This window comes from Parvularcula lutaonensis (genome assembly GCF_014651915.1).
GTDB classification, from domain to species: Bacteria; Pseudomonadota; Alphaproteobacteria; order Caulobacterales; family Parvularculaceae; genus Parvularcula; species Parvularcula lutaonensis.
The window spans coordinates 20,969-34,176 of the sequence record NZ_BMXU01000001.1 but is presented as its reverse complement, the minus strand read 5'-3'; the positions used below and the strand labels follow the sequence as shown (position 1 = coordinate 34,176).

Here is a 13,208-nt window from a genome sequence, read left to right as displayed (position 1 = left end):
TGCAGCGCATGACATTGGTCGCCAGCGCGGCGAACATCGGGTCCCGAAACTTGGCGTCCAAGTGAACCGCCGGCGCGACTTGGCCTCACCCGCGCACTCCGGTATTGCCCAGCGGACAGGACTTTGGAGAGACCCGATGAGCGACGAGACCACCTACCCGACCGGTGACCTGATGAAGGGCAACAAGGTCCTTGTCATGGGGGTCGCGAACAAGAACTCGATCGCCTGGGCCATCGCCCAGCAGCTGGCGGCGCAGGGGGCCGAGCTGGGCTTCACCTACATCGAGGCGATGGAGAAGCGCGTGCGCCCGCTGGCCGAAGAGCTGGGCGTCAAGCTGATGCTGCACTGCGACGTCACCTCCGACGAGTCGATGGAGAAGGTGTTCAGCACCATCAAGGACGAATGGGGCGAGATGCACGGCCTCGTCCACGCCATCGCCTTCTCGGACAAGGATGAGCTCAAGGGCTCCTTTGTCGAGAACACGACCCGCGCGAACTTCGCCCGCTCGATGGACATCTCCGCGTTTAGCTTTGTCGATGCCGCGCGCCGCGCCGCGCCGATGATGGCGCCCGGTGGCTCCTTGGTGACGCTGACCTATCTCGGTTCCGAGCGCGTGATCCCGAGCTACAATGTGATGGGTGTGGCGAAAGCGGCGCTTGAAGCCTCCACCCGCTATATCGCGCGGGATCTCGGACCGAAAGGCATCCGCTGCAACGCGATTTCGGCTGGTGCGATCAAGACGCTTTCGCTGGGCGGTATCTCGGGCGGGCGGTCGCTGCTGTCCGAAGGCCGTAAGTGGGCTCCCCTGCGCGAGGACACGGACCCGGCAGGCGTTGCGGGCTGCGCGCTCTATCTTTTGTCAGCCCTCGGAAAGTCGATCACAGGCGAAGTGCTTCATGTGGATGCCGGGTTCCATATTGTGGGCTTTCCCGATGAGGAAGTGATGAAGTCGGAGTAGTCAATCCCTGCGAGACAAAAACCAAACAACATTAGTCTAAGTAATGACGATTATCAGCACCGCAGTGACCCCAACGATCGCTGCGGCCACTGATACTCACAGGACGACCATTTCTCCCTTGGATTGAAAGTCAGGACTGCGGGAGCCGAAGATCTCGTACGACATTCGGATATTCAGCGAATGCAAGGCTACGCAAACGACTGCCGTGTAAAGGATCGAGAGGAGGGCAGAGATATACTCTCCCCTCCCCACGCCAAAAGGCGATAACTCGATAAGTCACTGCCATGCCAGCGCCGAAGTACAATACGATTTGCTCACCGCCGTCGCCGAAAACGAGACGCAACGGCCAGGCCGCAATGAGGGCGAGCACTGCAATCGCCGTGACGATCTAGATGACGTGCACTGACTAACCCGCCACCCTCGCGAGAACGGCACCCGCGATCAGGAGCTGGACGAGGTTCAGCACCACCGAGATCCGGTGGCCGCGCTTGAACTTCGCGCCTGCAGCTGCGTCGCCGTCCATCTCGGCATCGCGCCATTCGTTGATCTTCGGGGTGAGGACCTGCCGCACAAAGACCGTCGTCAGGCTGATGAACGCGAGACCCGCCGCCTGCATCGGCTCGCCCCAAGAGGCGAGTGCCCCGAGGCCCGAGGTGATGATCAGGAACAGGTAGTAGCGCGGGAAAAGCTGGCGCAGGACGTCGCTTGCCTGGTCGCCATCGAGGACGCGGAACACCACTGGCGCGACAACAGTTGGGAAGAAGATAATGCTGCCGAAAACGCAGGCGGTCAGCAGGTTCCGGATGACTTCCTGAGTCAGCTCCATCCCTAGCACCCCCGCGCGATGTTGAAAGCGCCGAAGGCTTGGCAGACCGGCATGACCTCGACCCGGTTGATGTTGATATGCGCAGGCAGGGCAAGAACGTCGCAGATCACCCGTGCGATATCCTCGCCGGTCAGGTGCTCCGTGTTCTCATAAACCTTGGCAGCCTTCTCCTTGTCCCCGGCAAAGCGCACTTCAGAGAACTCCGTCTCCGTCAGCCCCGGCTCCACCGACGTCACCCGCACCTTCGAGCCGATCAGATCAGCGCGGAGGTTCAGCGAGAACTGCGTCACGAAGGCCTTGGTCGCGCCATAGGCATTGCCGCCGGGATAAGGGTAACTTCCGGCTACGGAGGAAATGTTGATGATGTCCGAGCGCTCCATCGGCTTCATCTTCGGCAGGAGTGCGCGGGTGATGTGGACGAGTCCGCGGATGTTGGTGTCGATCATCCTGTCCCAGTCCTCGAGGCTCGCTTCATCGGCCCCTGAAAGCCCGAGCGCGAGGCCAGCATTGTTGACGAGAATATCCGGCGTACGGCTCAGATCGCCCACGAAGGTCTTCACCGCATCCACATCGGTCATATCGAGCCGGGCGTAGCGGAAGCGCTCACCGAGTTCGTCCTTCAGCGCTTCGAGCCTTTCGAGCCGCCTGCCCGTGCCGATCACTTCGGCACCCAGTGAAACCAGCCGCTCGGCCGTGGCCTTGCCGATGCCGGAGGTAGCGCCGGTGACCAGCGCGAGCCTGCCATTCATGGTATCCGTCATGCGTTTTCTCCGACGCTCTGCCTTGTTTCATGCCCGCAAGATGTCAATCTGTTAAGCATGGCAGCGCTTATTCGAATTTTACTCTTCTTCCCACGCCTCGTTGCCCGCCTTTTCGGCGGAACCGCAGCGCGCAAAGCGTCGGGCAGCCTTGTCGCGGAGGCTGGGCGTGACGCCGAAGCTGCCAAGGTCGAGCTGACCCCGGCAAGGCCCTACACCTTCCTGTTTCGCGAGATCGGGCGGCCGAAGCTACCGGTGGTGTCGGCATCGGAGTTCAATCTCGACAAGGCGCGCGAGATGGTCGGGCACTCCGAGACCTATTTCCGCCACCCCTTCTCGCTCTTCCCGCCGGGTTCGTTGTTCTACGAGGAAGTCGAGCTGCAGGAACTCGAAGCCTCCCTCGGCGTCCATGTGGGCAGCGAGGATGCGGGCTTCGTCAAATGGTCATCGGACTTCCGACGGGTCCTCAATGACAATGCACGCCGCCTGCTTCTCTGGTACACGCCGTTGATCGCCCTTCTGTCGGCGATGGTCGCCCTCGGTATCCACGACCTGATGCCGAGCGAGACAATCGAGATCCCGATGATTGGCCCGCGTTCGGCGCAGGTGCTGGCCTGGCCGATGGCGGCCCTGCTTGGCGTCTTCGTGCTGACGCTGATCTATCAGTGGCCTTACAAGTTCGCCCAGCAGAGGAACCTGCTGGGCTTTGACAACACGATCACCAGCCGGTTCTCGCAGCTCAACCAGAACTTCCAGGTGGCCAAGCGCCAGGCACTCAATGTCGAGCGCAACAAGCGGATGAACCAGGTCGAGGAGCTGAAGGAAGAGGCGGCGATCTGGACCCTGGCCTATCACTGGCTGGCCCAAAGGCTCCTGCTTTCCGAGCGCCTTGTGCGGAACCAGATGTACCAGGCGAACCGAAACGCAACCCTTTATTCCGCAGGCGGATTTGTCCTGACGATTGCTGTCATCGTGGTCGGCGCGCTGGTCTCCGCGCGGCTGTTCCCGGAGCGCGCGAGCGAGGAATTCCTCCTTGCCGCCGGCTCGGGCCTTGTCTTCGCGATCTCGGGCTATATCGGTGCCATGGGCGGAGTTGCGGGCGAAACGCGGCGCGTGCTCGAGGACAATGAGTGGTTCCGGTTCAGCCGCCTCGAGCTCGACCGCGCGGTGGCGGAGCATGTCGGGGAAGACAAGCTCCAGATCATCACCTTCCGTGACCGGAACAGGCTGGAATAGGACGCAGCGCGTCCTACCCTGTGGCCATCTCCGCGAGCTGCGCGCCCTTCGGTGCACTCTCACCCTTTGCGAAGTGCACCGCCGAAATGGTCCCGTCATGGGGTGCCTTGATGACGGTCTCCATCTTCATCGCCTCGAGGGTGACAAGCGGCTGGCCCGCGGAGACAGTGTCGCCTTCCCTGACCATGACGCCTGTCACCGTGGCAGGCATGGGCGAGGAAAGGGCTGCCGCCTCGGCATCCGCCGCGCCTGCCTCGACAAAGGGATCAAAGAGCGGCACACGGAGGGTTTCGCCGCCCGCCGTCAGGAAGACGGCATGGCCATCGGACCACCCCCACTCGACATCCTTCGAGCTTTCGCCGGAAATGACGGTGAAGCTTTCGCCGGCCATGGCGACCTCGACAGGCACATCCTCGCCGTCAAAGCTTGCGGTCCAGTCGCGGCCGTCCTTGCGCACGGTGACATCCACCGGCTTGCGGTTGCGTACGAGCGTCATCGCTAGTGCCTTGGCCGCGTTGAGGCGGAAGCCGAGCGCGTCTTCGGGATCGCCCCCGTCGGACGCCGCGACGATAGCGGCAGCGATGAGCGCCGCGTCCGAGATGTCGTTCTCTCCCGTGGCGAGGTCGTGCTCGGACAGAAACTTTGTCGTAGGCGGAGCTTCACGGAACTCAGGGTGCCGCAGGATACGGACGAGGAAGTCGCGGTTGGTGACGAGCCCGCCGATATCCGCCGTTGCGAGGGCATTGGCGAGGCTTGCCACGGCGTCCTCACGGGTTTCGGCATAGGTGATAACCTTTGCGATCATCGGGTCGTAGAAGGGGGTGATCGCATCGCCGGGCGCGACGCCCGTGTCGAGCCGCAGGGGTGCGCCGCTCTCACCGGAAAGTTCGCCGAAATCGAAGCGCGTCAGGCGGCCGATTTGCGGCAGGTAGTTCTCTTCGGGATCCTCGGCATAAAGACGCGCTTCGACAGCGTGGCCGCGCTGCTGGATCTCGTCCTGCCTGAGGGGGACCGGCTCACCAGCGGCGGCGCGAAGCTGCCATTCGACGAGGTCGATGCCGGTAATTTCCTCCGTTACCGGATGTTCGACCTGCAGTCGGGTGTTCATCTCCATGAAGTAGACGCCGTCCTTGCCGTCATAAAGGAACTCGACGGTACCCGCGCCGACATAGTCAACGGCCCTCGCGGCATCGACGGCAGCCTTGTGCAACGCGGCGCGCGTGGCATCAGGGATGTTGGGAGCAGGAGCCTCCTCGATCACTTTCTGGTAACGTCGCTGGACGGAGCAATCACGTTCGAACAGGTGGACGACATTGCCATGGCTGTCCCCGAAGACCTGCACCTCCACATGCCGCGGCGCTGCCAGGAATTTCTCGACGATAAAGCGGTCATCGCCGAAGGCTGATTTTGCCTCGCGCTTGGCGCTTTCAAGTTCGCCTTCAAGGTCCTCGGGCCGCTCGACGATCCGCATACCCTTGCCGCCGCCGCCGGCAGCCGCCTTCAGAAGGACGGGGTAGCCGATACGCTCGGCCTCGGCCTTGAAGGTGGCGAGGGATTGATCCTCACCCTGATAGCCCTGGAGCATCGGCACGCCGGCCTTGCCCATGAGCTCCTTGGCTTTCGCCTTCGATCCCATGGCTTCGATCGTGTGCGGCTTGGGGCCGACGAAGGCGATGCCCGCTTCCTCACAGGCGCGGCTGAAGCCTGCATTCTCTGACAGGAAGCCGTAGCCGGGGTGGATCGCCTCTGCCCCGCAGGACTTGGCGACCTCGATGATCTTGCCTGAGAGGAGATAGCTCTCCGAAGCTGCGGGCGGGCCGAGGTGGTAAGCTTCGTCCGCCATCCGCACGTGAAGGGCGTGTTTGTCCGCGTCTGAATAAACGGCCACGGTCTTTACGCCGAGGCGGCGCGCCGTCTTGATGACCCGGCAGGCGATCTCGCCCCTGTTGGCGATAAGGAGTTTCTTGAACATCCGTGGACCTCCTACATCCGGAACACGCCGAAGCGCGTTTCCTCGATCGGGGCGTTGAGCGCTGCGCGGAGAGACATGCCGACGACGTGGCGGGTGTCCGCCGGGTCGATAATACCGTCGTCCCAGAGGCGAGCGGTGGAGTAGTAGGGCGAGCCCTGCTCCTCGAACTGCTCCTCGATCGGACGTTTGAAGGCGTTGCGCTCTTCCTCCGTCCACGTCTGGCCTCTCGCGGCCATGGCATCCTCGCGGACGGTGGCGAGAACGTTCGCCGCCGCGCTGCCGCCCATAACGGAGATGCGGGCATTGGGCCACATATAGAGGAAGCGCGGGCCGTAGGCCCTGCCGCACATGCCGTAATTGCCCGCGCCGTAGGAGCCGCCGACGATGACGGTGATCTTCGGCACATTGGCGCAGGAGACGGCAGTGACGAGCTTCGCGCCATGCTTGGCAATGCCGCCGTGTTCGGCCTCCTTGCCGACCATGAAGCCGGTAATGTTCTGAAGGAAGAGAAGCGGGATCTTCCGGGCGCAGGCCAGTTCGATGAAGTGGGCGCCCTTCTGCGCACTTTCCGCGAAGAGCACGCCGTTATTGCCGAGAATCGCGACCGGCATGCCCTCGATCTCTGCAAAGCCGCAGACAAGGGTTTCGCCGTAGCGGGCCTTGAACTCGTGGAAGCGCGAGCCGTCGACGATCCGCGCAATGATCTCCTTGATATCAAACGGGCGGCGCAGGTCCGTCTCCGCCGTGCCGCGAAGCTCGTGGGCCGGGTAGAGCGGATCGTCGAACTCGAAATGTTCGAAGCTCGGTCCCATCGGCAGGGTCGCGACGATCTCCCGTGCGATCGCTAGGGCGTGACGGTCGTTGTCGGCAAGGTGGTCCGAGACGCCGGAGATGCGGGTATGGACATCGCCGCCGCCCAGTTCCTCGGCACTCACCACTTCGGAGGTAGCGGCCTTCACGAGGGGCGGGCCCGCGAGGAAGATGGTCCCCTGCTCCTTAACGATGACTGTCTCGTCAGACATGGCCGGGACATAGGCACCGCCCGCCGTGGATGATCCGTGGACGACGGAGATCTGCGGGATGCTTTTGGCGCTCATCCGCGCCTGGTTGTAGAAGATGCGGCCGAAATCGTCCTTGTCCGGAAAGACCTCGTCCTGCATCGGCAGGAAAGCCCCGCCCGATTCGACGAGGTAGAGACAGGGCAGCCGATTCTCGTCGGCAATTTCCTGGGCGCGGAGGTGCTTCTTCACCGTCATCGGGTGATAGGTGCCGCCCTTCACCGTCGGGTCATTGGCGGCGATCAGGCACTGACGCCCCTCGACCTGGCCGACGCCGGAGATGATCCCGGCGCAGTGGATATCGCCAGAATACATGCCGTTCGCAGCGAGTTGGCCGATCTCAAGAAAATCAGATCCCGGATCGATGAGCGCGTTGATCCGCTCCCGTGCCAGCATCTTTCCGCGCTTCTTGTGCCGGGCGTTGCGCTCGGGGCCACCGCCCTCGCGCGCCTCGGCGACCTTGGCCTTCAGTTCCTCGATCAGGGGTTCCATCTCGCCCAGGCGGCGGCGGAACTCCTCGCTCGCGGTGTCGAGCTGCGTCTCGATGATCGGCACCGGCGCTCCCTCTTCTTGTCTTGCTTTTTCCGGGCTGAACTAAAGCATTCAGCGCGAAATGCCAGCGAGACAGGCCGCCATTGCGGGTCAGGTTTGCCTATAGGAGAATGCAGCCTCAGGAGGCCGTTTCGATGGCCTGAACCGGCGCGGTTCATGCGCAATGCGCAGCTTCCTGCCGCGCCATGCGGCGGCGCGAAGCCACGCCTCGAACAGTTGCCACGCCTGCTCCAAAGCGCCACAAGCGGCGCAAGAAATGACGAATATTCTGGAGGACCCGCCATGCTTGCCAACAGCTTCCAAGGCATGAATTTCGGCCTGCCTGAGGAGATCGAAGAGGTCCGGACCGTGGTCGCGCGTTTCGTCGACGACCGCATCGCGCCGATCGCCGCCGAGACGGATCGGAAAAACGAGTTTCCAGCCCATCTCTGGAAAGAACTCGGTGATATTGGCGTGCTCGGCATCACGGTACCCGAAGAATATGGGGGCGCGGGAATGGGCTATCTCGCCCATGCGGTGGTGATGGAAGAGATCAGCCGCGGCTCGGCCTCGATCGGCCTTTCCTACGGCGCCCACTCGAACCTCTGCGTCAACCAGATCGCCCTCAATGGCAGCGACGCACAGCGGGCCAAGTACCTGCCCAAGCTTATCTCCGGTGAACATGTCGGTGCGCTGGCCATGTCCGAGCCGGGCGCGGGCTCCGACGTCGTCTCCATGAAGCTCCGTGCAGAGAAGAAGGGCGACAGGTACATCCTCAACGGCAACAAGATGTGGATCACCAACGGCCCAGATGCCGATACACTGGTGGTCTATGCCAAGACCGATCCCGAAGCTGGCGCTCGGGGCATCACCGCCTTCCTGATCGAGAAGGGCTTCAAGGGTTTCTCGACAGCTCAGAAGCTCGACAAGCTGGGCATGCGCGGCTCGAATACCTGCGAACTGGTTTTCGAGGACTGCGAAGTGCCCGAGGAACAGGTCATGGGCGGCGTCGGTGAGGGCGTCCGTGTGCTGATGTCCGGCCTCGATTACGAACGCGCGGTTCTCGCCGCAGGCCCGCTGGGCATCATGCGCGCCGCGCTCGATGTCTCCCTCGGCTACATCCATGAGCGCGAACAGTTCGGCAAACCGATCGGCGAATTCCAGCTCGTCCAGGGCAAGATTGCCGACATGTATTCGACGATGAATGCCTGCCGCGCCTATGTCTACGCCGTCAACGCCGCTTGCGACCGCGGCGAGACGACCCGGCAGGATGCAGCCGGAGCCATTCTGTATGCAGCAGAAAAAGCAACACAGGTCGCTCTCGATGCGATCCAGCTCCTTGGTGGCAACGGTTATATCAACGAGTACCCGACCGGTCGCCTCCTGCGTGATGCGAAGCTGTACGAAATCGGCGCCGGCACGTCGGAGATCCGCCGCATGCTGATCGGTCGTGAACTCTTCAAGCTGACGGCCTGAAGACTTGCCGAGCCTTCCAGGGAAAACGGCGCGCCTTCTCGGCCTCGACGAGAAAGCGCTGGCCCGCTGGTCAGTGCGCTGGCGGGCGCTGTTTCCCCATGACGGGCTGCGCGAGCATCAGCGGGTTCCTCTCTACCACCCCGACGTACCCTTCATCCTTATCACGTCGCAGAAGGCAGGATCGACGCTGGGGGTTGCCTGGTTCTTCCAGCACGCTGGCCTTCTGAGCGAGGCGAAAGCGCATCACGAGTTCGTCCACCGCTACGAGCAGGAAGTGTTCCTGATGCGCCCTGGCTACATGGCCGACCTTGAACGGGCGATCCGGGAACGGCCGGTTTTGAAGCTTGTCCGTGACCCCGCAGACCGGGCCTTTTCCAGCTATATGGCCCTGCAGGGTATAGATGCCCTCTCACCCGGCGATCACCGGCACGGGATCAGGCGGAGGATCGCCAAGTCGCAGGGGCTTGCGGGCCCGGAGGCGCAGATGCCTTTTGCGGCGTTCCTCGCGTGGGTGGCGGGCGAGGACCATCGCCGCCTCGACGGGCACGAGGCGCGGCAGTTCAACCTCTACGAAAAAGAGCTACCCCAAGGCGCGCCTCAACTGATCCGGCTCGAGGAGACCGCCGAGGCCCTGCCGGCGATCGAAGAGCGGTTCGGCCTGCCGCGCACGCCGAAGAGCGCGCTCGAAGCGCTCGGCGCTTCAGGTCACTATGTGCCGAAGGCGGCCGACCCGGAAGGCTTCCGGCGCGTGCTCTACGAGGGCATCGCCCTGCCCCGGCGCGGCAAGGCTCCTGCCCTCGACCGGAAGGTTCTTGCAGAAGACGCTGCGGTCATCGCTCATTTTTTTAAGGCTTATGGTGAAGACTACGAGCGGTACGGTTACAAACCACCCGCTTGAGAGCCATGAGAGACGATCGTTGGGAATACAGGATCTGGCCTGAATCCGGCGCCGAGAAGGTGGCCCGGATCACGAGCCTGCTTGGCCAGGAGCTGAAATCCGAATACCGGTCCGACGTCTATTTCCTGACCCCGGCTGAACATATCAGCGCCAAGATCCGCGGCGGCAAGCTGTTCGAGGTCAAGGAGCTGCTCGAGAACCGCGGCGGTTGCGAACGTTGGGTGAAGGCCGTGGAACAGCCGGTATCAGGCTCTCGCACCCTCGATGGCCTCCTTGGCGAGGCGAAGGAGACGGAGCTTGGCAAGGCATTGCTCGAGGCCGCGATCGGGTCGATCGCTATCGTCGACGTGCGCAAGCACCGCCGGCTGTTCCAGTGCGGCACGTCCGAGGTGGAGGCGACTTCCGTCATGGTCGCAGGCAAGCGCCTCGACACGCTGGCGCTCGAGTCGCCGAGCTACGAGGAATGCTCCGAGATCGCGAGCAAGCTCGGCTTCATGGAGCAGGACAACACCGATTACGGGACGGTGCTGCGCGCACTTCGCTAGATGAAGAGCGTCGCCGGGAATTCGAGATAACCCTTGATCCGCTGGACGAACTCCGCCGCTTCGTAGCCGTCGATGATGCGATGATCGAAGCTCGAGGAAAGGTTCATGATCTTGCGCGCCTCGACCTGACCCGACGCGTTGAAGCGTGGCAGGGTCTGGATCTTGTTCGGGCCGACGATGGCGACCTCAGGGCGGTTGATGATCGGCGTGGTAGTGATGCCGCCGATCGGACCCAGCGAGGTGATGGTGATCGATGAGCCCGAAAGCTCTTCCCGTTTGGCGGAACCGTCGCGGGCGGCTTTCGACAGCCGTGCGATCTCGTTCGCCATCTCGTGGAGGTCCATCGCCTCGGCATGGCGCAGGACAGGAACCATGAGGCCATTGTCCGTCTGCGTTGCGATGCCGATATGGGCCGCGCCGTAGCGGGTGACGATGCCCGCTTCGTCATCGTAATGGGCGCTCATCTGCGGGAAGTCTTCCAGCGCACGGACGATGGCTTTCGCGATGAAGGGCAGGACCGTCAGCTTGGGCTGGTCGTCCCGCTTCGTCTTGTTCATGTGCTGGCGCAGCTCTTCCACCGCCGTCATGTCGACCTCGTCGACATAGGTGATGTGCGGGATGTGGCGCTTGGCGGCCTGCATCTTCTCCGCGATCTTGCGGCGGAGGCCGATGACCTTGATTTCTTCCGTAGACGTGTTGGGTCCCGAGCCCGTGCCGCCAACGGGGCGAGCGTGCGAAGGTCTGGCCTGGCCGCCGCTTTTGACGAAGGCGTCGAGGTCTTCATGGGTGACGCGGCCTTCGGGGCCGGTGCCCTGCACCTCGGCAAGATCGATCCCCTTGGTCATCGCCCGTGCACGGACGGCAGGCGCGGCGAGCACCTTGCCGCCGGAGCGCTTCGGCGCGGTCGAGACGGCGGCGGGGACAGGATCCGCGCCCTTGACCGCGCCGGACTGCGCAATCTCCGCAGGCTGATCGACGACTGGCGCGACATCGGCAGCAGCGGGCTTCGCCTCGCCGCCCTTGCCCTCAACGGCGAGCTTGATGATCTCCGCGCCCACAGCGACCGTGTCGCCCGGAGCCGCGCCGATCCAGGAGACGGTGCCCTTGCGGGGGCTCGGGATCTCGACGGTGGCCTTGTCGGTCATCACGTCGGCAAGATTCTGGTCAGGCTCGACCGTGTCGCCTTCCTTGACGTGGAACTCGACGATTTCGGCCTCGGTCACGCCCTCGCCCACATCGGGAAGCTTGATGACGTATTCGGAGGTTCCGCCGGACGGCGCAGGCGCCGGAGCGGGCTCCGCTTTCGTTTCTTGCTTGGGAGCAGGGGCAGACTCAGTAGTCGGAGCCTCTTCGGCCGCCTGGTCATCCATTTCGATCTTGATGATCTCGGCACCGACGGCGACGGTGTCGCCCGGCTCCGCGCCGATCCACACGACCTTGCCCGCGCGGGGGCTCGGCACCTCGACGGTGGCCTTGTCGGTCATCACGTCGACGAGGTTCTGGTCAGGCTCGACCATATCGCCGACCTTCACATGGAGCTCGACAAACTCCGCTTCCGTCACGCCTTCGCCGACATCGGGCAGTTTGATGGTGTGGATGCTCATTCTGTGGTCTCTTCCTCATCTGGGCGTGCCAGATCAGCGTCGGAATAGGTTAGCTCGGAGACATGCGCCCATTCTGCATCGAAGCATTCAACGAAGTACTGGGCTATCCGGCTGCGATGTCTGGATGACTTAGCTCTGGAGTCGAATGGGTTCCCACCGTCAGCGAGGATTGCCAAGCAGGCAAACTCATCCGCTGAGATCCGGCCCTCGCGAGGAATCAGCATACTGACGTGAAGTGGCTTGCCTCTACGTACCGTTCCGCAGAGGCCAAGATCCGGACAGAGCCTACGCATGAGCTGTCCAAATGGGGAACGCTCCGCCACTGTCACTTCGCTTCAACAACCTTCTTCAGCGCCGCCGCGACCCTCGTCGGGCCTGGGAAGTAGGTCCATTCCTGGGCGTGGGGGTACGGCGTATCCCAGCCGGTGACGCGGGTGATCGGCGCTTCGAGGTGGTAGAAGCAGCGCTCCTGCACGAGGGCCATCAGCTCGGCGCCATAGCCGCAGGTCTTGGTCGCCTCATGGACGATGACGCAGCGGCCGGTTTTCTTCACCGAGGTTTCGATGGCTTCAAGGTCGAGGGGCAGGAGCGAGCGGAGATCGATGATCTCGGCATCGACGCCGGCCTCCTCCTGCGCCGCCTGGCAGACATGGACCATGTTGCCGTAGCAGAGGACCGTGACGGCGTTCCCTGCACGGACGGTCTTCGCCTTGCCGATCTCGACGGTGTAGTAGCCTTCGGGCACCTGGCCGTCTTCATGGTCTTTCCAGCCCTTGAGCGCGCGGTCGTGATAGCCCTCGAACGGGCCATTATAGAGGCGCTTCGGCTCAAGAATGATGACCGGGTCCGGGTCCTCGATCGCGGCAATGAGGAGGCCCTTGGCGTCGTAGGGGTTGGACGGGATCAAGACCTTGAGGCCCGTGACATGGGTGAAGATCGCCTCGGGCGACTGGCTGTGTGTCTGGCCGCCATAGATGCCGCCGCCGGTGGGTGTACGGATGACGATCGGGCAGGTGAACTGGCCGTTCGACCGGTAGCGGATGCGGGCTGCTTCCTGGCTGATCTGGTCGTAGGCCGGAGTTATGTAGTCCGCAAACTGAATTTCTATCACAGGCTTCAGGCCGTAGGCCGCCATGCCGATACCGGCGCCAACAATGCCGCTTTCCGCGATCGGAGCATCGAAGCAGCGCGAGGTGCCGTATTTCTCCTGGAGTCCCGCCGTGCAGCGGAAGACGCCACCGAAATAGCCCGCATCCTCACCGAAGACGACGACATCATCATCCCGCTCCATCGCGACGTCGTGGGCGTCGCGGATGGCTTCGATCATATTCATGGTCTTGGTGTTG

Annotated in this window: 11 protein-coding genes; 5 read left to right on the top strand and 6 right to left on the bottom strand. The window is 63.1% G+C overall.

Annotation, left to right across the window (positions count from 1 at the left end):
• The first annotated feature begins 136 nt into the window (after positions 1 to 136).
• A complete protein-coding gene (locus IE053_RS00160) occupies positions 137 to 958 on the top strand; it encodes an enoyl-ACP reductase FabI (RefSeq protein WP_189570285.1) in 822 nt (273 codons plus the stop codon).
• Positions 959 to 1,364: 406 nt separating this feature from the next.
• Here IE053_RS00160 and IE053_RS00155 read toward each other — a convergent pair whose 3' ends face one another.
• Both IE053_RS00155 and IE053_RS00150 read right to left on the bottom strand, forming a co-directional pair.
• Positions 1,365 to 1,784 (bottom strand): DUF4149 domain-containing protein, encoded by a 420-nt coding sequence (locus IE053_RS00155; RefSeq protein ID WP_189570282.1) that lies wholly within the window; start codon positions 1,782 to 1,784, stop codon positions 1,365 to 1,367.
• Positions 1,785 to 1,786: 2 nt separating this feature from the next.
• Positions 1,787 to 2,545, bottom strand: a complete 759-nt coding sequence (locus IE053_RS00150; protein WP_229785990.1) for an SDR family NAD(P)-dependent oxidoreductase — start codon at positions 2,543 to 2,545, stop codon at positions 1,787 to 1,789.
• A gap of 57 nt (positions 2,546 to 2,602) precedes the next feature.
• On the opposite strand from IE053_RS00150, the gene IE053_RS00145 reads away from it, so the two are divergent.
• Positions 2,603 to 3,778 (top strand): hypothetical protein, encoded by a 1,176-nt coding sequence (locus IE053_RS00145; protein WP_189570280.1) that lies wholly within the window; start codon positions 2,603 to 2,605, stop codon positions 3,776 to 3,778.
• A 13-nt stretch (positions 3,779 to 3,791) separates the two neighbouring features.
• On the opposite strand, the gene IE053_RS00140 is transcribed toward IE053_RS00145, so the two are convergent.
• Positions 3,792 to 5,750 (bottom strand): acetyl/propionyl/methylcrotonyl-CoA carboxylase subunit alpha, encoded by a 1,959-nt coding sequence (locus tag IE053_RS00140; protein WP_189570278.1) that lies wholly within the window; start codon positions 5,748 to 5,750, stop codon positions 3,792 to 3,794.
• Positions 5,751 to 5,761: 11 nt separating this feature from the next.
• Positions 5,762 to 7,363, bottom strand: a complete 1,602-nt coding sequence (locus IE053_RS00135) for a carboxyl transferase domain-containing protein (protein ID WP_194570774.1) — start codon at positions 7,361 to 7,363, stop codon at positions 5,762 to 5,764.
• A 303-nt stretch (positions 7,364 to 7,666) separates the two neighbouring features.
• Between IE053_RS00135 and IE053_RS00130 the strand changes: the two genes are divergently transcribed.
• The 3 genes from IE053_RS00130 to IE053_RS00120 are packed head-to-tail and all read left to right on the top strand — an operon-like array spanning position 7,667 to position 10,258.
• A complete protein-coding gene (locus IE053_RS00130) occupies positions 7,667 to 8,815 on the top strand; it encodes an isovaleryl-CoA dehydrogenase (RefSeq protein WP_189574568.1) in 1,149 nt (382 codons plus the stop codon).
• A 4-nt stretch (positions 8,816 to 8,819) separates the two neighbouring features.
• Positions 8,820 to 9,713: a hypothetical protein gene (locus IE053_RS00125; protein WP_189570276.1), complete on the top strand. Its 894-nt coding sequence runs from the start codon at positions 8,820 to 8,822 to the stop codon at positions 9,711 to 9,713.
• 5 nt (positions 9,714 to 9,718) lie between these two features.
• The gene (locus IE053_RS00120) at positions 9,719 to 10,258 is read left to right on the top strand and encodes a hypothetical protein (RefSeq protein ID WP_189570274.1); all 540 of its coding nucleotides are present in this window, start codon (positions 9,719 to 9,721) and stop codon (positions 10,256 to 10,258) included.
• Here IE053_RS00120 and IE053_RS00115 read toward each other — a convergent pair.
• Together IE053_RS00115 and IE053_RS00110 are read right to left on the bottom strand one after the other, a co-directional pair.
• Positions 10,255 to 11,862 (bottom strand): 2-oxo acid dehydrogenase subunit E2, encoded by a 1,608-nt coding sequence (locus IE053_RS00115; protein WP_189570272.1) that lies wholly within the window; start codon positions 11,860 to 11,862, stop codon positions 10,255 to 10,257. The two genes, IE053_RS00120 and IE053_RS00115, sit on opposite strands and share 4 nt — an antisense overlap.
• A 325-nt stretch (positions 11,863 to 12,187) precedes the next feature.
• Positions 12,188 to 13,195, bottom strand: coding sequence for an alpha-ketoacid dehydrogenase subunit beta (locus IE053_RS00110; RefSeq protein ID WP_189574565.1), 1,008 nt, complete (start codon positions 13,193 to 13,195; stop codon positions 12,188 to 12,190).
• Between the last annotated feature and the right edge of the window lie 13 nt (positions 13,196 to 13,208).